Source organism: Nocardia sp. NPDC127526, from assembly GCF_042672265.1.
Lineage (GTDB): Bacteria > Actinomycetota > Actinomycetes > Mycobacteriales > Mycobacteriaceae > Nocardia.
The window spans coordinates 536,068-560,249 of sequence record NZ_JBHXVO010000003.1 but is presented as its reverse complement, the minus strand read 5'-3'; the positions used below and the strand labels follow the sequence as shown (position 1 = coordinate 560,249).

Annotated in this window: 21 protein-coding genes; 12 read left to right on the top strand and 9 right to left on the bottom strand. The window is 67.1% G+C overall.

Going from position 1 to position 24,182, the window contains the following annotated elements; all coding sequences use genetic code 11:
• Nucleotides 1-56: 56 nt before the first annotated feature.
• The 5 genes from ACFVIV_RS08715 to ACFVIV_RS08695 all read left to right on the top strand — a co-directional run bounded on the left by ACFVIV_RS08715 (nt 57) and on the right by ACFVIV_RS08695 (nt 6,366).
• Entirely contained in the window at nt 57-1,313 is a 1,257-nt protein-coding gene (locus ACFVIV_RS08715) for a glycosyltransferase family 4 protein (protein ID WP_379194170.1), read from the top strand.
• Between the two features lie 31 nt (nt 1,314-1,344).
• The gene (locus ACFVIV_RS08710; RefSeq protein WP_379194169.1) at nt 1,345-2,082 is read left to right on the top strand and encodes a class I SAM-dependent methyltransferase; all 738 of its coding nucleotides are present in this window, start codon (nt 1,345-1,347) and stop codon (nt 2,080-2,082) included.
• Complete coding sequence (locus ACFVIV_RS08705) at nt 2,069-3,088, top strand: prenyltransferase (RefSeq protein WP_379194168.1); 1,020 nt, start codon at nt 2,069-2,071, stop codon at nt 3,086-3,088. The genes ACFVIV_RS08710 and ACFVIV_RS08705 overlap by 14 nt, the downstream gene beginning before the upstream one ends.
• A gap of 35 nt (nt 3,089-3,123) precedes the next feature.
• Nucleotides 3,124-4,275 carry a hypothetical protein gene (locus tag ACFVIV_RS08700; protein ID WP_379194167.1) on the top strand — a complete coding sequence of 384 codons (1,152 nt, stop codon included), beginning with the start codon at nt 3,124-3,126 and terminating at the stop codon, nt 4,273-4,275.
• Between the two features lie 456 nt (nt 4,276-4,731).
• Nucleotides 4,732-6,366: a PKD domain-containing protein gene (locus ACFVIV_RS08695; RefSeq protein ID WP_379194166.1), complete on the top strand. Its 1,635-nt coding sequence runs from the start codon at nt 4,732-4,734 to the stop codon at nt 6,364-6,366.
• Between the two features lie 105 nt (nt 6,367-6,471).
• On the opposite strand, the gene ACFVIV_RS08690 is transcribed toward ACFVIV_RS08695, so the two are convergent.
• The gene (locus ACFVIV_RS08690; protein ID WP_379194165.1) at nt 6,472-8,109 is read right to left on the bottom strand and encodes a GMC family oxidoreductase; all 1,638 of its coding nucleotides are present in this window, start codon (nt 8,107-8,109) and stop codon (nt 6,472-6,474) included.
• 306 nt (nt 8,110-8,415) lie between these two features.
• On the opposite strand from ACFVIV_RS08690, the gene ACFVIV_RS08685 reads away from it, so the two are divergent.
• Together ACFVIV_RS08685 and ACFVIV_RS08680 are read left to right on the top strand one after the other, a co-directional pair.
• On the top strand, nt 8,416-9,648 hold the full coding sequence (locus ACFVIV_RS08685) for a cytochrome P450 (RefSeq protein WP_379194164.1): 1,233 nt from the start codon (nt 8,416-8,418) through the stop codon (nt 9,646-9,648).
• Between the two features lie 34 nt (nt 9,649-9,682).
• Nucleotides 9,683-10,171, top strand: coding sequence for a glutathione peroxidase (locus ACFVIV_RS08680; protein ID WP_379194221.1), 489 nt, complete (start codon nt 9,683-9,685; stop codon nt 10,169-10,171).
• A gap of 83 nt (nt 10,172-10,254) precedes the next feature.
• On the opposite strand, the gene ACFVIV_RS08675 is transcribed toward ACFVIV_RS08680, so the two are convergent.
• On the bottom strand, nt 10,255-11,604 hold the full coding sequence (locus tag ACFVIV_RS08675) for a cytochrome P450 (RefSeq protein ID WP_379194163.1): 1,350 nt from the start codon (nt 11,602-11,604) through the stop codon (nt 10,255-10,257).
• 117 nt (nt 11,605-11,721) lie between these two features.
• Entirely contained in the window at nt 11,722-12,285 is a 564-nt protein-coding gene (locus ACFVIV_RS08670) for a TetR/AcrR family transcriptional regulator (protein ID WP_379194220.1), read from the bottom strand.
• Between the two features lie 116 nt (nt 12,286-12,401).
• Between ACFVIV_RS08670 and ACFVIV_RS08665 the strand changes: the two genes are divergently transcribed.
• Both ACFVIV_RS08665 and ACFVIV_RS08660 read left to right on the top strand, forming a co-directional pair.
• A complete protein-coding gene (locus tag ACFVIV_RS08665) occupies nt 12,402-13,067 on the top strand; it encodes a class I SAM-dependent methyltransferase (RefSeq protein WP_379194162.1) in 666 nt (221 codons plus the stop codon).
• Nucleotides 13,068-13,329: 262 nt separating this feature from the next.
• Complete coding sequence (locus ACFVIV_RS08660; protein ID WP_379194161.1) at nt 13,330-14,934, top strand: hypothetical protein; 1,605 nt, start codon at nt 13,330-13,332, stop codon at nt 14,932-14,934.
• Between the two features lie 135 nt (nt 14,935-15,069).
• Here ACFVIV_RS08660 and ACFVIV_RS08655 read toward each other — a convergent pair whose 3' ends face one another.
• Complete coding sequence (locus ACFVIV_RS08655) at nt 15,070-15,684, bottom strand: TetR/AcrR family transcriptional regulator (protein ID WP_379194160.1); 615 nt, start codon at nt 15,682-15,684, stop codon at nt 15,070-15,072.
• A 121-nt stretch (nt 15,685-15,805) separates the two neighbouring features.
• On the opposite strand from ACFVIV_RS08655, the gene ACFVIV_RS08650 reads away from it, so the two are divergent.
• A complete protein-coding gene (locus ACFVIV_RS08650) occupies nt 15,806-16,921 on the top strand; it encodes a hypothetical protein (RefSeq protein WP_379194159.1) in 1,116 nt (371 codons plus the stop codon).
• 2 nt (nt 16,922-16,923) lie between these two features.
• Nucleotides 16,924-17,949 carry a phosphotransferase family protein gene (locus ACFVIV_RS08645; protein ID WP_379194158.1) on the top strand — a complete coding sequence of 342 codons (1,026 nt, stop codon included), beginning with the start codon at nt 16,924-16,926 and terminating at the stop codon, nt 17,947-17,949.
• On the opposite strand, the gene ACFVIV_RS08640 is transcribed toward ACFVIV_RS08645, so the two are convergent.
• Nucleotides 17,860-18,399, bottom strand: a complete 540-nt coding sequence (locus ACFVIV_RS08640; protein ID WP_379194157.1) for a DUF1772 domain-containing protein — start codon at nt 18,397-18,399, stop codon at nt 17,860-17,862. The genes ACFVIV_RS08645 and ACFVIV_RS08640 overlap by 90 nt on opposite strands.
• Before the next feature lie 127 nt (nt 18,400-18,526).
• Entirely contained in the window at nt 18,527-20,068 is a 1,542-nt protein-coding gene (locus ACFVIV_RS08635; RefSeq protein ID WP_379194156.1) for an MFS transporter, read from the bottom strand.
• 156 nt (nt 20,069-20,224) lie between these two features.
• On the opposite strand from ACFVIV_RS08635, the gene ACFVIV_RS08630 reads away from it, so the two are divergent.
• Nucleotides 20,225-20,971, top strand: coding sequence for a TetR/AcrR family transcriptional regulator (locus tag ACFVIV_RS08630; protein WP_379194155.1), 747 nt, complete (start codon nt 20,225-20,227; stop codon nt 20,969-20,971).
• Between the two features lie 99 nt (nt 20,972-21,070).
• Here ACFVIV_RS08630 and ACFVIV_RS08625 read toward each other — a convergent pair whose 3' ends face one another.
• From ACFVIV_RS08625 to ACFVIV_RS08615, 3 genes are all read right to left on the bottom strand, one after another.
• Nucleotides 21,071-22,525 (bottom strand): catalase, encoded by a 1,455-nt coding sequence (locus tag ACFVIV_RS08625; protein WP_379194154.1) that lies wholly within the window; start codon nt 22,523-22,525, stop codon nt 21,071-21,073.
• 20 nt (nt 22,526-22,545) lie between these two features.
• On the bottom strand, nt 22,546-22,965 hold the full coding sequence (locus ACFVIV_RS08620; protein WP_067531758.1) for a Fur family transcriptional regulator: 420 nt from the start codon (nt 22,963-22,965) through the stop codon (nt 22,546-22,548).
• An 84-nt stretch (nt 22,966-23,049) separates the two neighbouring features.
• A complete protein-coding gene (locus tag ACFVIV_RS08615; protein ID WP_379194153.1) occupies nt 23,050-24,177 on the bottom strand; it encodes a tetratricopeptide repeat protein in 1,128 nt (375 codons plus the stop codon).
• Nucleotides 24,178-24,182: the final 5 nt, after the last annotated feature.

Sequence of the window (24,182 nt, the reverse complement as noted above, 5' to 3'; positions counted from 1 at the left end):
AAGTGTTCCACGGAGAACGGCCACGAAAGTGGCCCACGGAGAAAGGCCACATCGAGGTGCGCATCGCTCTGCTGACCTACCGCAGCAAAACCCACTGTGGCGGGCAAGGGGTGTATGTCCGGTACCTCAGCCAAGGGCTGGCCGAGCTCGGGCACCAGGTCGAGGTGTTCTCGGGGCAGCCGTATCCCGAACTGCTCGACCCCCGGGTGCGGCTGACCGAGGTGCCGAGCCTGGACCTGTACCGGGAACCCGATCCGTTCCGGACGCCGCGCCCGAGCGAGGTCCGCGATCGGATCGACCTGCTGGAAGTGGCGACCATGTGGACCGCCGGGTTCCCGGAGCCGCGCACGTTCAGCCTGCGGGCGGCGCGGCTGCTGCGGGAGCGGGCCGCGGATTTCGATGTGGTGCACGACAATCAGTGCCTCGGCTACGGGCTGCTGGACATTGCGGCGCATCTGCCGCTGGTGGCGACCATCCACCATCCGATCACCCGGGACCGGGAGGTGGATCTGGCGGCCGCGCCGTGGCGGCGGAAACCGTTCGTGCGCAGGTGGTACGGGTTCCTCGGGATGCAGCGGCGGGTGGCGCGCCGGATTCCGGACCTGATCACCGTGTCCGCGTCCTCGGCGGCCGATATCGCGGCCGATTTCGGGGTCGCGCCGCAGCAGCTGCGGACGGTGCCGCTGGGCGTGGACACCGAGCTGTTCCGGCCCCGCGAAACGGGGCGGGTGCGCGGGCGGATCGTCGCGGTGGCCAGTGCCGACAAGCCGCTGAAGGGCATCGCGCATCTGCTGAATGCCATTGCCCGGCTGCGCCATACCCAGGATCTGGAATTGCGGCTGGTCGCCAAGCTGGAGCCCAATGGCCCCACCGAGAAGCTCATTGCCGAACTCGGCCTCTCCGATATCGTCACCGCCGCGAGCGGGCTGAGCGACGAGGAGCTCGCGCACCTGCTCGGCTCGGCGGAGATCGCCTGCATTCCCTCCATGTACGAAGGCTTTTCGCTGCCGGCGGTGGAGGCCATGGCGAGCGGCACGCCGCTGGTCGCCAGCCGCGCGGGCGCGCTGCCGGAAGTGGCAGGCGACTGCGCCGAACTGGTCGAGCCCGGCAATGTGGACGAGTTGACCCGGGTGCTCGGCGAGTTGCTGGACTCCCCGGACCGGCTGCGCCGCATGGGAACCGCGGGCCGGCGGCGCGCCCTCGACATCTTCAGCTGGGAAGCCGTCGCCGCCCGGACGGTCACGGTATACGAGCAGGCCATCGCCCGGCATCTGATCCGCCCGGCCATCGCACCGCTGGGCGCGCGCCGGTGATCATCCGCAACCCTTGGCAGGAGGCACATCCATGCTGACCGTCGACTTCGACCGCCTCGGCATCGAACCCGGCGTCCGCGTCATCGACATCGGCTGCGGCGCCGGACGGCATTCCTTCGAGGCCTACCGCCGCGGCGCGGATATCGTGGCCTTCGACCAGAACGCCGCGGATCTGGCCGGCGTGGCCACCATGTTCGAGGCCATGGCCGAGGCCGGTGAGGCCCCCGACTACGCCAAGGCGGAGACGGTGCGCGGCGACGCCCTCGACCTGCCCTACGGCGACGGCGAATTCGACGTGGTCATCGCCTCGGAGATCCTCGAGCACATCCCGCACGATATGCAGGCCATCTCGGAACTGGTCCGGGTGCTCAGACCCGGTGGTGCACTGGCGATCACGGTGCCGCGCTGGCTGCCCGAACGCATCTGCTGGGCGCTGTCGGACGAATACCACGCCAATGAGGGCGGCCATGTCCGCATCTACCGGGCCGATCAGCTCCGCGGCAAGGTCACCGCGCACGGCCTGCGCCACACCCACACCGCGCACGCGCACGCCCTGCATGCGCCGTACTGGTGGTTGAAATGCGCTGTGGGGGTATCCGAGAACGAGCACCCGCTGGTGTCGGCCTATCACCGAATGCTGGTGTGGGACATGATGTCCGCTCCGCCGCTGACCCGCGTCACGGAGCGCCTGCTGGACCCGTTCATCGGCAAGAGCGTGGCCCTCTACTTCAGCAAACCGAACCCTGTGAGCCGCCGTGCCGGTCTCTGAACTACCCGTCGTCCCCGGTGTCCTGGGCGCCCGCGACTATCTGCGGACCGCCGAATCCATTGCCGCCGCACAGGAACCCGATGGCGCCATCCCCTGGTTCACCGGCGGTCACACCGATCCGTGGGATCACATCGAGAACGCCATGGCGCTGACCACCGCCGGGCTGCTGGACGCGGCTCGCGCCGCCTACATCTGGTCGGCCAAGACGCAGCGCTCGGATGGCTCCTGGCCCATGCAATTCCGTCAGGGCACGATCGAGAACCACGACGCGGACACCAACTTCTGCGCCTATATCGCCACCGGGGTCCTGCACTTTCTCACCGGCACCGGCGATGACGACTTCGCCGCCGAGATGTGGCCGGTGGTGCGCTCGGCCATCGACTTCGTGCTGCGCTTCCAGGGCGATCGCGGCGAAATCCATTGGTCCTGCGGCCCGGACGGCAGCACCGGCGAAGCCCTGCTCACCGGCTCCTCCAGCATCTTCCACAGCTTGAACTGCGCGATACGGCTGGCCCGGCGCGTGGGTGATGCACAGCCGGGATGGGAGGCGGCGGCGCAACGCCTGGGCCGCGCCCTGCGCCACCATCCGGAGGCCTTCCTCGACAAGAGCCGCTACTCCATGGACTGGTACTACCCGGTCCTGAGCGGCGCGATCCGCGGTGCGGCGGGCCGCGCCCGCATCGACGCCCACTGGTCCGACTTCGTGGTGCCCGAGCTGGGCATCCGCTGCGTCTCCGATCAGCCCTGGGTGACCGGCGCGGAAACCTGCGAACTCGTACTGGCCCTGAATGCCCTGGGCGACGACGACCGCGCGCTGCGGCTGTTCACGAATATGCAGCATCTGCGCGAGACCGACGGGTCCTATTGGACCGGTCTGGTCTTCACCGACGGCAAACGCTGGCCCGAGGAACGCACCACCTGGACAGCGGCCGCCATGCTGCTGGCCGCCGACGCGCTGACCCGGACCACGCCCGCCCATGGAATCTTCCGGGACACCGGCTGCTGAGCCGCCCGATTTCCGCACGGCTATATGCTCACGCGGTGGGCGGCGTGAACGACGGTCCGGAACAGTATCCCGGCTGGGATCAAGTGCGGTATCCGTCGGACTATCCGATCGAGTCCGCCGACCGGGCGCGACCGGCGGGCGACCCGCCGCATCCGCTGTCCCGCCCCGCCTTTCCCCCGCTGCCGCCCATGCCGCCATTGGCGCAGCCCACGGCCGTGTTCGTGGCGGGCGACGACACCTCGCTCCACTTGGCCCGGGCGCTCACCGAACGCGTGCTGTTCCATTGGAAATTCATTGTCTCGATGGCGCTGCCGTGGCTGGCGCTGCTTCCCCTGACCTGGTACTTCTGGGGCGCTCCCGGGCTCGCCGTGGCGGCGGTGGTGATCACCGCGACGCTGGCGGGACGGCTGCTGCGGCGCGGCCCCTTCGCCCGGCAGTTCCAGCGGGCCTACAACGTCTTCGCCGCACCGGGCATGGTCATGGCCACCCGATTCGGGCCGGATGCCTGCGATATTCAGCGCGCGGACTCGATCCAGCGGGTGCGCTACGAACGCATCCGCAGCCTCGAGACGGCCGATGATGTGGTGCTGCTGCGGACCGACGCCGGATATCTGCCGTATCCGCGTGAGCTGTTCCCCGAGCAGGCGCTGCGGCTCATCCGCCGGCCGGATCCGGAAGTGCCGCCGCTGCCGCCGATTTCACCCTTGGAACAGCCGACGGCCGTATTCGTCGCGGGCCCCGGCACGGCGCGGGATCTCGCGAAAGCCGTGACCCGGCAGACCACCGGCGATCTCGCCCTGCTGCTGGGCATAGCGTTCACGGTGCTGGTGCTGATCACGGCATTCACCACCGGCACGATCGGTGTGCTGACGGCCGTCGTCCTCGCCGCGCTCGCAGTGCTCGGCCGCCTGCTGTGGATCATCCCGGCCACCCGGCGAATGGAACGCGAGATCGCCGGGTACGCCGGCGCGGGCGACGCCCTGGCCACCCGATTCGGTTCCGACACAGTCGAAATCCATACGGCGGCGGGCCGCCGGCGCATCCCCTACGCGGCGCTGCGGCTACTCCGGGTGCGCGGCGATGCCGTCGTCCTGCTGCACGACGTGCTGACGGCCTATCCGCGCGAACTCTTCCCGGATATCGCTCTCGAATACATCACCACGGTCCGGCCCACACTGGCGCGCTAATTTGCGAGTATGTCCAGCCCACTCACTAGAGCGCAGTCGTCAAGGCAATAGCGCAAGCCTCACGGGTAGGTCCGGGGTGTTCACGGGGGCCTGCCGCCTGCCGCCGTCCCCTTCGCGACAGGCGTCATCACTTATCTAGAACCGTTCGTTTGGTTTGCTGGGGCACGACCCGACACCCCTCGTAGACGGGTCGTGCCCCAGCGCTCCACCCCCCGATCGGGTGGTCTCGCACCGGGTTGTTCCGGTGCTGACACAAACGATGCGGGTTGGTGCTTGGCACGGCCTTAACAAGATCTTGTATCCGGCATTCGTCCCTTTTGTCCGGCCGAAAAACCCTGCAAAACACCTAAATTCGGCCATTCCGGCGCGCCGCGCGGGCGGCAGGCGAGGACCCTTCAACGATGTCGCTGTCAATCAGCACAACTCCCCGATAAGCACGACTCCTAGGAGGAGCATGTGAAGTTGTGGCGATCCCGCTGGTGCCGGGCGGCGGTGCTGCCCACGCTGGTGGGTGCGACCGCGGTGGCCGGTCCGGCGGCCCGGGCCGATATCGGCGCCGAGGTTCCCCGGATCATCGATGTCAGCACGCTGCCCGGCGAGCGGTGCGACAGCCCGCTGCGCGGCACCACCTCGGTCTTCTTTCCGCCGGGCGGGCCGGCCGGGACCGAGGTGGAGTGGCGGATCCTGGCCGGGCAGCAGCCCCTGCGCTCCGGCATCGCACCGGTCAATGCGGAGGTGATGACGGTCGGTTTCGATATCGCCCAGGACGAGCTACCCCCCGACGGCCTGCTACGCATGGACGCCCGCGCCCGCATGCCCGGCGGTGCGGTCGGCGAGTACGGCAAGCCCTGGAACTTCCGGGTGAGCCGGGAATGCCGTCCGCTGCACGTGGTTTCGGTCGGCGACTCGGTGATGTGGGGGCAGGGCCTGGATCTGGAACGAAAATTCGCCCACCTCACCGCCGAGGCCCTGGGCGTGCAGACCGGCCGCGGCGCCGAACTGCACGACTACTCGCGATCCGGCGCCGTGCTGGACGCCCCGGAGCTGCCCGCCGGCAATGACGACAGACTGTGCCAGGCCGAATCCGGTGCGGCGGCCATTGCCGGCGGTTTCACCGAATCGGGCATGGATCGCCTGCCCGATGTCTTCTGCCAGCTGGAACAGGCCGCCGCGGCGGCCAGAAACCAGGGCTACACGGTCGATCTGGTGCTGCTGGACGGCTGCATCAATGATCTGGACCCCTTCTTCGGCATTCCCGTCGGCGTCACCCCCGGCACCCAGGATCTGACGGCCGCCATTCACCGCGAATGCGGCGGCGCCGGAGCCGAACCGGTGAATCCGGCCGCCGATGTGCCCTACTTCAGCAGCGCCGCAACAGGTTACGGCGGGCGCGGCATGCAGGAGGCCATCGAGCTCGCGCACGCCCTGCCCGGCCGGCCGAAGGTGCTGGTGGCCAATTACTTCCACGGATACGACACCGAGAGCGTCCCGGACGTGCTGCGGCAGCGCTGGTCGGAATTCGTCCGCGTCTCGGCCGAGGTCTTCCGGACGGCGGCCAAACAGGCCAATGCCGTCGCGGGCGAGAACTTCGCCGTGTCCGCCGACGGTCTCTACGCCCGGCCCGCGGGCCGCTCCGGCGACGATCGCCGGCCCGCCATGAATCCCCTGGGCGACGAAGGGATTTCCCTGCGCCTGCTGGCCTGCCCGCAGCTGGGCGAGCTGCCGCCGCAGTGCCTCGGGGCGGTGGGGCCGCCGGATCCCGAGGGCGCTCGACAGTACGCCGAGGCATTCCTGCTGAACCCGCGCATCCGCGAATGGTTCGGCGGCGGCGGTCCGGCCGGGGAGGGCTTCACCGTCGACGGCACCCCCGGCGCCGACGGTGTGACGGTCGATTTCGACGCGACCCCGGCGGGCGGCGCGATCCGCCAGTACGAGTGGTATTTCGGCGATGGCACCCACCTGGTGACCACCGAACCGGTGGTCTCGCACCACTACACCGACAGCGGCCCGTATCTGCCGCGGCTGGTCGTCACCGATATGACCGGCAACCGCAGCCTGTACGAACATGGGAAGGCCCTCGTCATCGACTGAGCCCGGGACAGTGAGCGGGGCGCCGGTGGTCGTAATCCGGCGCCCCGCGCGCGGTTCGGGAGAGCAAGGGAAGTAACAGCACTCACGATCCGCAGTCTGTGACGGCTACACCTCGATGAACTCGGCGCACTTCTCGCCGATCAGGTAGCTGGGCGCATTGGTATTGCCGCCGGTGATGGAGGGCATGATGGAGGCGTCCGCCACCCGCAGGCCCTCGATCCCGCGCACCTTCAGCGTCGGATCCACCACGGCCCGCTCGTCGGCGCCCATGCGGCAGGTGCCGACCGGGTGGTAGATGGAGTGCACCCGGTTGGGCAGTTCCGCCCGCAGCGCGGACTCGTCGGCCCACTCGTTCCCGGGGAAGAAGTTCTCCACCACGTCGCCCGCGATCTCCTTGTGCGACATGACGTCCCGGATCATCTTGATGCCCTCGACCAGGAATTCGGTATCCCATGGATCGGTCAGGTAGCCCGGGTCGATGAGCGGCGAGGCGAAGGGGTCGGCCGAGGCCAGCCGCACCTCGCCGCGGCTCTTCGGGTAGATGAGGCTGGGCATGACGGTGAGCGCCGAGCGCCGGTCGACCATGTGCAGCTTGTCCTCGTCCTGATTGGGCGTCGGGTAGGACCACGGCAGGGTGTGGATCTGCATGTCCGGGTGGTCGCCCTCGGCGAACTTGGTCTTGACGAAGCCCGCGGCCTCGAAGACCGTGCGGCCCATCCAGGAGCTGCCCGGATTGCGCAGCTCGCGCAGGATGCCGCGCGCGAAGTAGGTCGGAATACCGCGGTGCAGCGCCTTTTTCGAGACGAACGTCATGGGCACGAACAGGTGATCGTGCAGGTTCTGCCCGACCGGCAGATCGGCGTGCACCGGCAGCCCGAGCTCCCGCAGGTGCGCGGCGGGGCCGATGCCCGAGAGCATGAGAATCTGCGGCGAGCCCACCACGCCGCCGGAGACGATGACCTCCTTGGCGGCGCGCACAATCCGGCGCGCGCCATTCTTGTCGGCGATCTCGACGCCGGTGGCCCGGCCGTTCTCGATCACCACGCGGGTCACGTGCGCGTGCGTCAGCACGGTCAGGTTCTCATTCGGCCGATCGGTGATGAAGGCGCGAGAAGAGCTGTAGCGCAACCCGTTGCGCACGCTCTGCTGGAAGATCGAGATGCCTTCCTGCGATTCGCCGTTGTAGTCGTCGATGATCGGCGCGCCCAGCGTCTCCGAGGCGGCGACCATGAATTCCTGGGTGATGGGGGTGATATCGCGCTGCCGGGTGACCTCGACGGGCCCGCCTGCGCCGCGCACCTCGCTGGCCCCGCCCTCCCAGTTCTCCAGGCGCTTGTAGGCGGGCAGCACGTCCTCGTAGCTCCAGCCCTTGCAGCCCTCGGCGGCCCAGGAGTCGAAGTTGGCCTTGTTGCCGCGCACGAAGAGCATGCCGTTGACCGAGCTGGATCCGCCCAGCACCTTGCCGCGGGTCATGGGGATGAGGCGGTCGTTGGCGTGCTTCTGCGGGGTGGAGAACTGCTTCCAGGTCACGCGCTTCTTCAGCTGCGGCACCGTGTGCACCATGGTGATCATGCCGGGGGAGGTCACCAGCCGGGTGTCGTCCTTGCGCCCGGCCTCCAGCAGGATCACGCTGGCGCCGCGCTCGGCGAGCCGGCCCGCCACGACGGCGCCGGCGCTGCCCGCGCCTACGACGACGTAATCGGCCTCGGTTGCGGCATCCGCGGAGCGCGGCGAAGCGGTCATGTCAGTCCCTCATCCTCGAGTGTGCCTGCGATCACTGTAGAACAAGTTCTAGTCTGCGCACACGGTGGACACAATGTCCAGTCACAAGATCAAAGTTCAGCACCCCTGCGGGCGCAATTGTGCCACAGCTGACTTATCTGCGAACGTGTTCTAGAGAAGTGCTGCCGGATAGCTGGCGCGGCGAGGGTGCGATCGGGCGGATTCGACGATCGAAAGCCCTGTCTGGACACGTGTCGATGTGGTTGAATCGGCGTGAAACACGTTCCAATTCCGTGATCATAGCGGGAGCATGCCCGAGGAGGAACAGTGTCTGTTCCGTCATTGCCTGCCGGATTCGATTTCACCGATCCGGCCTTGTGGGCCGACCACAGTCCCGCCGAGGAGTTCGCCGCGCTGCGCCGCACCTCGCCGGTCTGGTGGAATGCGCAGACACCCGAACAGGCGGCCCCGTTCACCGACGGCGGCTACTGGGCGATCACCCGGCACGAGGACATCAAGGAGATATCCCGGCGTCCGGATCTGTGGTCCTCCCATCGCACCGGAGCGATCATCCGGATGCCGGCCGACTCCACCGCCGAGCAAATGGAATTGTCGCGAAACGCGTTGCTGGTGAACATGGATCCGCCCAAGCACACCAAGATTCGGCGGATCGTCTCCAAGGGCTTCACTCCACGCGCGGTGGAGGGCCTGCGCCGGGCGCTCACCGACCGCGCGGCCGCCATTGTCGCCGAGGCGAAGGAGAGCGGCGGCGGCGATTTCGTCCAGCAGGTCGCCTGCGAACTCCCGCTGCAGGCGATCGCCGAACTGCTCGGCGTACCGCAGGACGATCGGCACAAGCTGTTTACCTGGTCCAATCAGCTGCTCAACTACGATGATCCGGAATTCGCCGGCGAGAACATGACCGCCAATGCCGAGCTGCTCGGATACGCCTACACCATGGCCGAACAGCGCCGTGCCCATCCGGCCGACGATATCGTCAGCCAGCTGGTGAACGCCGATATCGATGGTGAGGCCCTGGGTTCCGACGAATTCGGATTCTTCGTCATCCTGCTGTCCGTGGCGGGCAATGAAACCACTCGCAATGCGATCACCCACGGCATGAAAGCCTTTGTCGACAACCCGGATCAGTGGGCGCTGTACAAGGCGCAGCGCCCGCGTACCGCGCCGGACGAGATCGTGCGCTGGGCGACCCCGGTCACCGCATTCCAGCGCACCGCCATGCAGGACACCGAACTCGGCGGGCAGAAGATTCGCGAGGGCGATCGCGTCGGCCTGTTCTACAGCTCCGCGAATTTCGACGAGGACGCCTTCGAGAACCCGTTCCGGTTCGATGTGCTGCGCGATCCGAATCCGCATGTTGGTTTCGGCGGCACCGGCACCCACTTCTGTGTGGGCGCGAATCTGGCCCGCCTGGAAATCGACCTCATGTTCAATGCGATCGCCGATGCGATGCCGGAGATCACCGAGGTCGCGCCGCCGGAGCGCCTGCGCTCGGGCTGGATCAACGGTGTGAAGCGCTGGGAGGTCAGCTACGGGTGACGCGGTGCCGGTCACGAACTCGTTCTAGTATTCGATCGTGACCTCACTTCGCGAAATTCCGCTGCGCACTCTCTCCGATGAGCCCACCACGCTGGCCGAACTGGCCGGCGACAAGGTGGTGCTCCTGGTCAATGTCGCCAGCAAGTGTGGCCTGACTCCGCAGTACACCGGCCTGGTGGAACTGCAGCAGAACTACGGCCCGCGCGGGTTCACCGTGATCGGCGTGCCGTGCAATCAGTTCATGGGCCAGGAGCCCGGCACCGCCGAGGAGATCGCCGAGTTCTGCTCGGTCACCTATGGCGTGGACTTCCCGCTGCTGGAGAAGATCGAGGTCAACGGCGAGAACCGGCACCCGCTCTACCGGGAGCTGACCCAGGTCGCCGACGCCGAGGGCGAGGCCGGCGATATCCAGTGGAACTTCGAGAAGTTCCTCATCGGCCGCGACGGCGCGGTGACCCGCTTCCGCCCGCGCACCGAGCCCAAGGACGCCGCGATCACCGAGGCCATCGACGCCGCGCTCTAAGGCCGGTGTGGATTCCGGCCAACAGCGCGTCGGAATGACAATCGTCCGTCATCCCGGCATGTTTTTGGCCGGGATCCACCCTCTCAGCCGCGACGCCGGTACCGCACCGCGCACGGCTGTTCCAGTTGCACCACCATCTTGGAGTGGTCGTTGCGATAGCTCTCCGATGGCTGGGCCAGTTCGAATTCCCAATCGCGCAACAGGATCGAGAAGATCGCCTTCAGCTGCATGAGCGCGAACGCGGCGCCCACGCAGCGATGCCGCCCGGCGCCGAAGGGAATCCAGGTCCAGCGGTTGGCGAGATCCTCCTGCTTGGGGTCGAGATAGCGGCCCGGGTCGAATCGATCCGGGTCCGGGAAGTCCGCGGCGATCCGATTGGACACCGCCGGCGTGGCGGCGACCAGGTCCCCGGGATCGATGCGGTGCCCGCAGACCTCGAACTCCTCCCGCGCCACCCGCATGAGGATGATGAGCGGCGGATGCAGCCGCAGCACCTCCTTGAGCACCGCCTCCAGTTGCGGAATCTGCCGCAGCGCATGGAAACTCACGTCCGCGCCGTCGGCGTAGAGCGTATCCAGCTCGGCCACCACCCGCGCCAGGATCTCGGGGTGGCGCAGTAGTTCGATGATCGTCCACGCCGCCGTGCCCGAGGTGGTGTGGTGGCCCGCGAACATCATGGAGATGAAGATGCCGGTGACCTCGCTGGCGCTGAACCGCGGATTGCCCTGTTCGTCGCGCACCGACACCAGCACATCGAGCATGTCCCGATCCGCCTTGCCCTGTGGGGGATTCGCCATGCGCCCGGCCATGATGTGCCGCACCAGCTTCACCAGCTGCCAGCGCGCCTCATCCCGGCGGCGGAAGCTCTCGATCGGCGCGTACGGGTCCACGTAGCAGTAGGCGTCGGTCCCGCGCTCCAGCTCGTGATAGAGGTGCGCGAACCGCCCGTCCAATTCCTCGCGGAACTTGGCGCCGATGAGGCAGGCCGAGGACGTGTAAATGGTGAGTTCGGCGAAGAATTCGAGCAGGTCGATCTCCCCCTCATCGCCCCATCGCGCCACCATGCGATCCACCTCGCGCGCAATGGTGGTGGCGTGCCCGCGCATCTGCTCGGCCCGCAGCGCCGAATTGTGCAGCATCTCCTTGCGCCGTTCCGGCGGCGCGTCGAACACCACGCCCTCGCCGAAGATCGGCTTCATGAACGGGTAGGCGGCGGCCTGATCCAACTCGTCATCGCCCGCCCGGAAGAAGAACTCATTGGCCTGGGCGCCGGACAGCATGATCACATCGCGGTCCGCGAGCCGGAATGCCCCGATATCCCCGCATTCGGCGCGCACCCGCGTCATGAGCGCGATGGGATCGGTCCGGAACTCCTCCAGATGGCCGTGTTCGTGCTCGCCGCCCGATACCTGCCGGGGCTTGACCAGGGTCATGGGGATCCTCCCGCGTCATGGACACCTGTCTGGACGGTACTATGGGAGTCCTTGCGCGGCAAGATATTCCACGACAATCGGGAGATTTTCGCGAACGTGGGAAATGCGGGGTGAAACTCAGTCGCGCAGTGCGCGCACAGCAGATTTCTCCAACAGGTCGGCAATTTCCGCGTAGGAGGCATAACCCATGCCCGCGCGCACCAACGCGCCCGCATAGAGCAATTCCAGCGTCTCCACGATTTCCGGATCGGCCGGTTCACCGAGCGCGTCGACCAGTCGCTGCCGAATCTCGCGCCCGATGCGCAAACGCAGATGCGCCACATCGGGATCGGTGCCCAGCAGCGCCGCGGTCACCGCGCCCGCCAATTGCGGATCGTCGGCCACCAGCATGGCGATCTGCCGCAGTACCGCCACCACCCGGGCGGTCGGGTCCGGCTCCTCGGTCGACGGCGGTTCGGTGGCCGCCAGCCGACGCCAGAACATCTCCGCGACCAGGTGTTCCTTGGAGGAGAAATAGGTGTAGGCGGTGGCCGTTCCCACGCCCGCGGCGGCCGCGACCATGCGCACGGTGAGCCCCGCGAAACCCTCGCGCGAGAGCACCTCCATCGCCGCCCGGGTGAGCCGGTCGACGGTGTCGGCCTGCTTCTCGGTGAGGCGGCGGCGGGTGGCCTCCATGTTCACCACCGAGCGGGAAAGGGAATCAGACACGTGTCCGGATGCTACTATGGGTCGGCTCTCCGAGCAACTCGCGGCATGCGTGACCCGCATGAATGCGAAGGCTCCAGAAAGGTTTTCGGATGACGCAGGCCGAGATTTCCGACCGCACCGGCGAATTGTTCGCACTCGCCGAACAAGTTCCCGGATTCATGCCGCCGGAAGAAGGCCGCGCCCTCTACGAGGCCGCCCGCGACTACGCCGGTGACGGCGTCATCTTGGAAATCGGCACCTACTGCGGCAAGTCCGCGATCTACCTCGGCGCGGCCGCCCGCGAGACCGGCGCCACCGTCTACACCGTCGACCACCACGGCGGCTCGGAGGAACACCAGCCCGGCTGGGAGTACCACGACACCACCCTGGTCGATCCCGAGACCGGCGTCTTCGACACCGTCACGGCCTTCCGCCGCAGCATGATTCGCGCGGGGCTCACCGATACCGTGGTCGGTGTGATCGGCTCCTCCGGCGCCGTCGCGCGACACTGGCGCACCCCCTTGCGCCTGCTGTTCATCGACGGCGGCCACACCGAGGAAGCCGCCCAGCGCGATTACGACAACTGGGCGCACTGGGTGGCCGGCGGCGGGCTGCTCGCCATTCACGATGTCTTCCCGGATCCCGCCGATGGCGGGCAGGCGCCGTTCCACATCTACCGGCGCGCCCTCGACGGCGGAAAGTTCCGGGAGCTGTCGGTCACCGGCTCGCTGCGCATCCTGCAGCGCACCGCGGCCTGTGACAGCGCTGGCATATAAATCTGGCGGAATGGGTACCGATGCGGTCAATCTCGTGGGCATGACGTCTAGAGTCGGCTACCCGAATCCAGCGAAGCCGTTCTGACCTACACTGCCCGTGCACGATTCGGTGAATATGCCCAAATCGTCAACATGCCATCAGTACAAGCGAGTTGGGTGATTCCCGACAGATATTCACTGCCTTCGAACACTGTTTCGATAGTCCGCTTATGGTCGTGCCATGGTCGGTTCAGGAAGGAAGCCTCGGCGCCAGGAGCCATTCTTGGTAGCCGCACCAACGGGGGTGCGGATCCGCACCCGCCTGCACCCCACTCCTGACGAAGCCGCGGCGCTGCGGGAGATCGGCGAGTTCCTCGGACAGTTACATCGGCGCGAGCTTGCCGACCGAATCGAGCAGGGTTCACTGGACCGCACCCAGCAGGCCGAATACCGGGCCGATCGCAAACAGGCGTTGACCGTAGACACGTCTTCCCGATGGGCAGGAGCAATCACCCGCACCGTCGAGGGTCAATACCAGTCGGGTCTGCGCGCACTGCAAGCCCATGCGCATCAGCTGGATTCGGCGATCGCGACGCTCGACGCGCGATGCGCGCTGGCGCCCGGCGAGCGTGTCGGGAGGGTCAAAGGCTATCGTGACGCGGCCGAGCGGTTCACTAAGTCCCGCCGCCTGGCCTCGTTGCGCGACCGCGCCAAACACACCCACCGTGCGCTTTCCGACGCGCATCCGGCGATCGTAGTCGGCGGGAAACGCCTGTGGCGTAAACGCAACCACCTCCACGATGCGGATCTGTCGGAGGCCGAATGGCGCCGACAGTGGGACACGGCACGCATGTTCCTGACCGCGGACGGAGAAACCGGCAAAACCGGAGGCAACGAAACCATCCGAGTCACACCGGTCACTGGGCAGCTGCGCATCAAAATCCCCGCCGCACTGGCTGACCGCCTCGGCACCCACCTCAGCCTCACCACGCCGGTAGCGTTCAGTCACCGCGGACCGGAGTGGGCCGACCGCATCGCCCACAATCGCGCCGTGCGCTACGACATCGTTTATGACCCGACCCGGCAACGCTGGTACCTCGACGCGTCCTGGAAAACCGAATCTGCACAGCCTGTTCCGCTCACCACGATCCGAGCCGGGCGGGTGCTGGGAGTCGACCTCAACGACGGCCATCTCGCCGCCTGTGTGCTGGATCGGTCCGGGAATCCGGTCGGCCTGCCAGAGACGATCCTGCTCACCACCCACGGTCAACCGACGTCGCAACGCGACGGACAAGTGCGGGCTGCGATCACCGCACTACTCGACACCGCCGAGCGGCTTGGGTGCGCTGGAGTCGTTATCGAGAACCTCGATTTCGCGAACGTTCGCGCCACCGGCCGGGAAACGATGGGTCGCGGCCCACGGGGCAAACGGTTCCGCGGTACCGTCGCCGGTATTCCTACCTGCAGGTTCCGAGAACGTCTGCGCGCCATGGCCTCCCGACGCAGCATCGCGGTGGTGGCGGTGGATCCGGCGTACACCAGCAAGGCCGGCGGCCGCTGCTGGCGCGAGCCATTGAAGGAGCAATCGAAGACGTCCGGTCCGACGGTCACCACCCATCATGGGGCGGCGGTCGCGATCGGTCGACGCGGACTCGGTATGAAGCTTTCGCGTCACTCGGGCGGTCCCCGCCACGCACAGAGGAGCGTGGCGGGCCAACCCTCGGGCCTGGCGTCAGCATCGGACCGGGACCGCGTGGTGTGTGCCACGCCCTACCCCGCCCCTGGCCCCTATGGGAGTCCGGACGGGTCCGGCAGGCAGCAGCACGCGCCAGCGGCCAAGACCGTTCGGGCCGCACCCGAGCGAGCCACAACATCGCTCACCGGTTAGGAACGGTTGTCAGGTCCGGCGGGTTCTTTTTCGTGGCAGAACGGACGCCGCGCACTGCATCATGGAAGTAAGGTCGCCACAGAGATTGGAACAGACGATGGAAACCGTGGTCGTCTTCTTGCTGGCAACGTTGATCTACTGGTTCGGCCTCTTACGCTGAGCCGAGGCGACGGCGAGCAGGGCATCGGCGATCTGCTCGCAGAACTCGCCGGCATCGTCGGTGCCGTGCGTCAGCGCCCGGATCAGGGTGGCTCCGCGCAATAGTTCGAAGACGGCGTCGGCGTCACAGCCGGGGGCGGCCTGACCGGCGCTCGCGGCTCCGGACAGCAACTCCCGCAAGGCATCCCGGGTCGGCAGCTCTCCGCGATCGAGTATCCGGCGATAGCTGTCGTGGTCGTCGTGGTACTCCGAGAGCAGTCCCGGCAGGGCCGAGCGCGCCGCCGGATGGGCGGCCGATTCCAGGAACAGCCGGGTCCAGGCCAGGAGATCGGCGCGCAGATCGCCGGTGGGCTCCGGGTAGGCGCTCGTGCCCAGGCCGAAGATGGCGTCCTCGATCAGCGCCCGCCTGCTCGGCCAGCGGCGGTAGATCGAGGTGGTGACCACACCCGCCTTGCGCGCCACCGCGGCCATTGTCGTCGCCTGATAGCCCTCGCTGACCAGCAGTTCCCGCGCGGCGGCCAGCAACTGGGCATCCAGCTGCGGGTCACGCGGGCGCCCCGGGCCGGGGCGGGTCCCTGCGGGTGCGCTCACGGGCATCTCCCTCGGGTCGAAGCCAATTCCGCGATTCAGGCTACAGCTAGAACCTGTTTCAAATACGCTACGACCCGTATTCGAATTACGGCCAGGCCGTACGCATGAGAGGTACCCGTCGATGCTGACACCCCAGGACGAGCTGCTCTGCCATCAGCTGCCCACCACCTTCGACCATGTGGCACAGAGCGATCTGCGCTGGACCGAGCGAATCGTGTTGTACGGGTTCGACACCAGCGGCAAGGTGAACGTGATGACGGGGATGGCGCGCTACCCCAACCGGAATGTCGTGGACGCCTACGTCATGGTCACCATCGACAACAAGCAGGCGCATGTGGCGCGATTCTCCCGGCAGCTGGATTCCGGCTCCGACAGCCTCACCTCCTGGAAGGTCGGGCCGTTCACCTACGAGATCGTGGAACCGCTGCGCAAGGTGCGCGGCACGCTCGACGACAACGAGCACGGAATCCGGATGCACCTGGACTTCGACGGCGAATTCGAAGCCTACGAACAGGAACCCGCGTTCTTCCGGAGCCGGGGCCGGGTGCGGGAGGACGCGCGGCGGTTCTACCAGAACGGGCTGGTGTCGGGCTGGCTCGAAATCGACGGCGAGCGAATCGATATCGATCCCGAGAAGTGGTGGTTCGGCCGTGATCACTCCTGGGGCACCCGGCACGGGGGCGGCGGCGGCAGCCTGCCGGAGGGGACGGGACTGCAGCCGACCGAGGTGCCGGACGGCGTGCTCTATTACATGGGCATCTTCGAATTCGACGACGAGCTGGTGCATTTCGCGCAGCGCGAGACGGCGGACGGGCAGCGCTGGCATTTCGAGGGGCACATTCTGCCGCGCATCGATTCCGGCGCGCCGGTGCTGCCGATCATCGACGTCGAACACGAGCTGACCTTCCGCGACGACTTCCGCATCATCAGCGGCGGCACGTTCACCGTGATCGGGGCCGACCGCGCCCGGCGCGAATTCGCCGTCACCCCGGTCACCAACTACTGGCCGGGCATCGCGGGATACGACGACTATCGGGGTTACGCCTCCGGGGTCTGGAAGGGCGAATCCTGGAGCGACGGCTTCGTCGCCGATCTCACCGATACCGAAGACCTGCAGCAGGTCAGCATGCTGTCGGGAACGCTGTGCCGCATCGAATCCGAGGGCAAGGTCGGCTACGGGCTGGTCGAAATGGTGTTCTTCGGGCGCAATGCGCGCTACGGCTACCAGGGCCACTGACCATGTGTGCCGACAGACTGCCGGCCGAACAGCTGGCGGCGGCCCTGGAACCGCTGGTGCGCAAGCACTTCCCGGTGTCCGATCAGGCGCGGATCCGGAACTTCACCCGCACCGATCGCGGCTTCTCGACCGAGACATACGTTTTCGAGCTCGAGGATGCCAGCGGCACACTGCCGCTGGTATTCCGGCGGCCGCCGGAGTCGCCGCTGTTCCCGGATTACGACCTGCTGCGCCAGGTGCTGGTCATGCAGCGCCTGTCCGCCACCGGATTGCCGGTGCCGACCCCGCTGTGGATCGACCGCGCGGGCGGCGAGCTCGGCGGACCCTATGTCGTCATGACCCGGCTGCCGGGTGCGGCCCCGAGTGATTTCCCGTCGTATCACGTGGCGGGCAACTACTTCGAGGCCACACCGGAGCAGCGGGCGCGCATGTGGTGGGAGTGCGTGGACACCATGGTGGCCGTGCACGAGGTGGATTGGCGGGCGCTGCGCCTGGGGTTCCTGGCTTTCCCGCAGCACGGCGCCGGGCCGGTGACCCAGGCCGTGAACTACCTGGACACCGCACTGACCTGGGCCTGCGACGGGAATCAGCCGGAGATCTACCGGCGGGCCATCGCCTTCCTGCGGGAGAATCCATACGAACCGGAGCGGGTGACACTGTGCTGGGGTGATGCCCGCATGTCGAATATTCTGTACGACAGCGATTTTCGCGTCACCGGCGTACTGGACTGGGAGATGGCCAATCTCGGCGACCCCGAGCTGGATCTGGCCTGGATGCTGTTCCTGGACTGGGCCTGCAGTGAATTCGAGGGCCACGAGCGACTGCCGGGCACGCCCACCCGCGCGGAGACCATCGCCTATTACGAGCGGCGCACCGGCCTTCAGGTGCGCAACCTCCGCTACAACGAGATCCTGGCGGCGGTGCTGCTCTCGGTTCCGCTACTCCGCATGTCCAATCAGGTCCGGCTGCCGCCGGATATGAACATCACCGGCTTCTGCACCGCCCGCATCGCGCAGCTGCTGGCGTGAAACACCCAGCGCGAGCAGGATCATCAACCCGAAGGCCGCCAAGCCCGTGCCCGTCCGGAGATAGTGGAACACATCCCACCGCGACAGGATCTCGGCATAATCGGCCGGCGCGCCCTCGGTCACCCAGTCATTGATCCGATAGTTGATCGGCACATTGCCGAACCGGGTGATGACGAAGGACGCCACCACCAACCCGGTCGCGAGCCCGGCCAGCAGCCGGGCCCGCCCCCGGGTCAGCGCGGCCAGGGCCAGGCAGCTCACCGCCGCGATGGCCATGGTGAGCTGCATGCTGACGCTGTTGTTCTTCATGAGCTCGGTGTGGAACTCGAGCCGCATCTGCAAGGGAACCCGGCGGAAGGTGGGCGCGAGATTGGCTGCGCCGTAACCGAAAGCGCCGGCGAGCAGTCCGGTGCTCAGCAGGGCCACCGCGTGAACGAGACGAGTACGCATGCACATCTCCTGTCATGGAATTCTTACAACGTGTCAAGGTTATGCTCGCCGATTAACTTTGACAAGGATGTAAGAAATCCGCCCCCGGCAGCAGAGCCGGGGGCGGATCTCGTTGTGCGGGTTGGGCTTACTTGGCCTCGACCATTTCCTCATCGGCCGACTCGACCGGCGCGCCCTCGTGCCCGGCCGCCTGAGCGCCGCGCATCAGGAAGAAGGCGATCACGGTCGCGGCCACCACGCTGATGCCGCCGCCGATGAACGTCGCGGACATGGCGTCGGTGAACGCCTCGCGGGCCGCGGAGATGAGGGCGCTGTCACCGCTGAGCAGGGCCGGGGCAATGGACTCGCGCGCCGCTTCGGGGGCGTCGGCGGGCATGGCGTCGGTGTAGGTACCGGCCAGCACCGCGCCGAGCACCGCCACGCCCAGAGCGCCACCGGTCTGCTGGATGGTGTCGTTCAGGGCCGAGCCGACACCGGCCTGCTCCGGCGGAATCGCACCCATCAGGGCGCCGATGGCGGCGGGCATGGCCAGACCGGCGCCGGCGCCGACCAGTGCCATGGCCGCGGCGGGCGTCCAGAAGCCGGACTCCGTGGTGAGGATGGACAGCACCCCGAAACCGCCGGCCAGAATGGTCATGCCGATCAGGGTCACCGGGCGCACGCCGAACTTCTGCACCAGGCCCGCGCCGACGCCATTGAAGATCAGGGCGGTCAGAGCGAAGGGCGTGAAGGCCAGCGCGGTGCGGATCGGCGAGTAGCCGAGCACGAACTGCAGATACTGGGTCAGCACCAGCAGCAGACCGCCATTGGCGAAGGTGACCAGCACCAGCGAGAAGCTGGAACCGGTGAAGACGCGATTGCGGAACAGCTGCAGCGGAACCATCGGGTGCTCGGCCTTCATCTCACGAATGATGAAGGCGGTCATACCAACAACGGCGATGAGCAGCGACAGCCAGGTGCCCTCGATGCCCTTGGTCGGCCATTCGATGATGGTCCACACCAGCGCGGTGGTGCCGATGATCGACAACACCATGCCGGACACATCCGGCTTGGCCCACGGGCCCTTCGACTCCGGCATGAGCGCCAGCGCGGCGACAATGGCGACAATGGCGATCGGCACGTTCAGCACGAACACCGAACCCCACCAGAAGTGGTTCAGCAGCACGCCGCCCACAATGGGCCCGCCCACCATGCCGATCATGGCCACGGCGCTCCAGGACGCGATGGCCTTCGGGCGCTCCTCCTCGTCGAACACCGTGATCAGGATGGACAGCGTGCTCGGCATGATGAGCGCGCCGCCGATGCCCATCACCACGCGACCGGCGATCAGCAGTTCCGGGCTGGTGGCATAGGCCGCGAGCACCGAGGCCGCGCCGAAGAGCGCCAGGCCGACCACCATGACCAGCCGTCGCCCGAACCGGTCGGACAGGCTGCCCGAGGTGAGCAGCAGACCGGCGAACACCAGGATGTAGGAGTCGATGATCCACTGAATGTCCTGCGAGGTCGCGCCGAGCTCGGTGGAGATCTGCGGAATGGCGACATTCAGCACCATATTGTCGATCACCAGCACCAGCGAGCTCAGGCAGAGCACCACCAGAATCAGCCAGCGCTTCGGATTGCGTTCGGCCGCGGGCGCATTCACCACCGCGGCGTTTTCGGTCTTACTCATTTCGATCCCCTTCGGATACCTTCTCCGCACATCGTGCGGTGCTGTCGAACACTGTACGGTCTGACGTACACTGTTCGCAAGCGGGAACGATGTGCGAACATACGAACAGCGTTCTAGCAGCGGTTATGCTCATGGGTAGACGAAGGAGGACTCGCGATGACGACCAAGGAACAGGGCATCGGCTCGGTATGGACGCGGGAACAGCCACGGCGGCGGCGCGAACAACCCGCGCTCAGCCGCGACCAGATAGTCGCCGAGGCGTTGAACCTACTGGACGAGGAGGGTCCCGAGGCTCTGAGCATGCGCAAACTCGGCGCGCGCCTGGGCGCGGGAGCGACCTCCCTCTACACCTACGTCGCCAATAAGGACGAACTCATGGAGCTCGTCGCCGACGCCACCTTCGGCGAGGTGCCCCCGCCCGCCACCGGCGCCGACTGGCGTTCGGCCCTGACCGGCCTCGCCAACGATCTGCGCGCCATGATCCTGCGCCACCCCTGGCTGTCCATCATGCTGGGCGAGATCGGCCTGCTCTACCTGGGCCCGAATGTCATGCGGCTCAACGAGGCCCTGCTCACCCTGCTCGAGGAGAACGGCTTCGACGACGAGGAGGCCGATAACGTTGTCACACTGCTCTTCTCGTTCGTTCTCGGCATGGCCATCAGCGAGGCCGCCTCCCGGCAGACCATCCGCCGCAGCGGTCTCAGCGACTCCGAGTGGTTTCAGAAGATGTGGCCCGCGGCGGAGGCCGCGACCCGCGGTTACCCGCGCCTGCACCGCCGCTACACCAGCTTCGACGCGCGAACCGACGGCCTCACCGCCGATATGGACACCGTCCGCGACGAAGGCTTCGCCAAGCACATCGCCCGCCTGCTCGACGGAGTCCAACCGCCGCAGCCGGGATGACGGTCCCGGCCTCGTCGTCGAACACAACGGGCCCGCATCCCGGAAAGGGATGCGGGCCCGCGGTTTCCGAGGGGCTGACCCGGAAACGGGTGATCACGCTCAGAGCTGGGAACGAACCCCTTCTTCGATGCGCTTGCCGAGCTCGTTGTCGACGGCCTTCCAGTACTCGAAGACGCGGCTCAGAATCGGCTCCTGCACGCCGCCGAGAATGTGGCCGACCACATTGGCCACCAAGCGATCCCGCTCGCCGTCGTCGAGCACCTCGCGGACCAGGGTGCCCGCCTGGGTGAAGTCGCCGTCCTCGCGGTGCTGGACGTAGCCGGCGCGCACCGCCTCGGTGCCGAAGTTCCACAGGCCGTCATCGCCGGCCTTCTCCGGATCGGCGTGCGGGCCGCCGAACGAATTCGGTGCGTAGACAGGCACATCCGGCGCATTGAAGTCGTAGCGCATGGAGCCCTCCTTGGAGTAGGAGTTCACCTCGGCGGCCTTGGCGCGGTTGGGCGGCAGCTGCGCGTGGTTGGCGCCGATGCGGTAGCGGTGCGCGTCGGCGTAGGCGAAGACGCGGCCCAGCAGCATCTTGTCCGGCGAGAAGCCGATGCCCGGAACGACATTCGACGGCGCGAAGGCGGCCTGCTCGATCTCGACGAAGTAGTTCTGCGGGTTGCGGTTCAGGGTCCACTTGCCGACCTCGATCAGCGGGTAGTCCTTCTGCGACCACACCTTGGTCAGGTCGAACGGGTTGAAGCGGTAGCCCTCGGCCTCGTGCGCCGGCATGACCTGGACCTTGAGGGTCCAGCTCGGGAACTCGCCGCGCTCGATGGACTCCCACAGGTCGCGGCGGTGGTAGTCGCCGTCCTTGCCCGCGAGCTCGTCGGCCTGCGCCTGGGTCAGGAACTCGATGCCCTGATCGGTCTTGAAGTGGTACTTCACCCAGAAGCGCTCGCCCTGGGCATTGACCCACTGGTAGGTGTGCGAGCCGAAGCCGTCCATGTGGCGGTAGGTCTTCGGAATGCCGCGGTCGCCCATCAGCCAGGTCACCTGGTGCGCGGTCTCCGGGCGCAGGGTCCAGAAGTCCCACTGCATGTTGTTGTCGCGAAGTCCGTTGCCCGGCAAGCGCTTCTGCGAGCGGATGAAGTCCGGGAACTTGATCGGATCCTTGATGAAGAAGATCGGCGTGTTGTTGCCGACGATGTCGTAGTTGCCCTCGGTGGTGTAGAACTTCACCGCGAAACCGCGCGGATCGCGCCAGGTGTCGGGCGAGCCCTGCTCACCGGCGACGGTGGAGAAGCGCACCAGCGATTCGGTGCGGGCGCCCGGCTGGAACAGCGCGGCCTTGGTGTAGCGGCTGACATCGCCGGTGACCACCAGTTCGCCGAACGCGCCGGCGCCCTTGGCGTGCACGATGCGCTCCGGCACCCGCTCCCGGTTGAACTGGGCGAGCTTCTCGATCAGGTAATGGTCGTGCAGCAGGATCGGACCCTGAGTACCTGCGGTGAGCGATTCGTCATCGCTCTGCACCGGGGTGCCGGTATTGGTGGTGGTCGCCTTGGTCATGCGAAACCTCCTTGGGGAGTTCAGGAATTACATGCCGGGCACAGGCCCCAGAACACGACTTCGGCCTCGTCGATCACGAAACCGTGGGACTGATCGGGTTCCAGACAGGGTGCTGCGCCGACGACACAGTCGACATCCACGACCGTGCCGCACTTCCTGCACACCAGATGGTGATGGTTGTCGCCGGTGCGCGCCTCGTACAGCGCCGGTGACCCGGCGGGCTCGATGCGCCGCAACAACCCGGCCCCCACGCAAGCCCGCAGTACGTCGTACACGGCCTGCGTCGACACCGACCCCAGCGTCTCCCGCACCTTGGCGGTCACCCCCTCCGCATCGGTATGCGGAGAGTTAGCCAGAACATCCAGAACCGCGACCCGCGGGCCGGTGACCCGCAGGCCGACCGCACGCAATTGCTCCCGCGCGTCGTATCCGGTGTGCATGCCATACACCCTGCTATCTTTTCTGGAATAAGTCAAGAAAAGAAAGTTTTAGCTGGTAGAAGGCTTAAATATCACTGAGGATCGTCATCCGTACGGGTTGAAGTTCGGCGGAAGCGTCACCCGCGGCGGCGCGGGCTCCGTGGTCGGGCGCGGGAGGAAGGTCGGCCGGGGAATGTTCGACGGCCAGGTCCGGAAGGGCTGATTGAAGTAGCTGGGCGGCAGGACGGGCGGCCGGAACGGTGGGCTGTACGTCGTGGACGTGGACGGTGTCCAGCGATCCCGGGGGTCGCGCCCATCATCGTTGAACGCGCTGTTGAGGCCCATGACGACCAAGATCGCCAGCACCACGCCGATCCAGCGTCCGGCCTTGCTCGGCGCGGGCGGCGGCGCCACGTACTGCGGCCGCGGCATCGGTTCGAAACGCCCCGCCAGTCGCCCGGTCTCCGCGGCCCGAGCGGCCTCCTCCAGGGTGAGGGCGGGGAGCGCGGCAGCGGCCTCCGCTCGCCGCGCCCGCTCCTGCTCGATCTGCTCGAACAGCAACCGCACCACATCGCCATAGCTCGGGTCGTATTGGGCGGCGCGGCGCACCTTCTCCTGCCCCGCGTCGAAATCCCCCAACTCCAGCTCCACCAGCCCGAGTTCGAACAGTGCGTCGGCGCGTTCGGGGTCCAATCCCAGCGCCTGATGCAGGGACTGCGCGGCCAATTCGAACGCCGCCGTCCCGGATGCGTAGCGCCGCAGGATACTTCCGCGCAGTATGTGCAGCTCGACCTGGTCCGGATCGATTTCCAGGGCCGATTTCAGGTGCTCCAGCGCCGCGACGGGATCCGAATCCTGTTGCACCAGCGCGAGTATCCGCAGATTGTCGACATCGTCGGGATCCAGCTCCACCGCGTGCCGCGCCGCCGCCACGGCACTGTCCCGATATCGATCGGCCTGTTCGGGGTCGATGTCGGAATCCCGGGTCAGCTGATACTCCGCCAGCGCCCGCACCCGCCACATCATGGTGAACTCCGGCGACACCCGCAGCGCCGAGCCGGTGTGGTCGAGGGCGCGCTCGTACTCGCCCATGCGCAGCGCGACCTCCGCCAGCCCGGCGAGCGCCGAGGGATCGTCGGGATCGGTGGCGAGCAACTCGGCCAGCAGTTCCCGGGCCGCGTCGTAGCGGCCCAGACCCATCAGCAGCCAGGCCTTGTCCAGTTTGTCGCTCATGGACG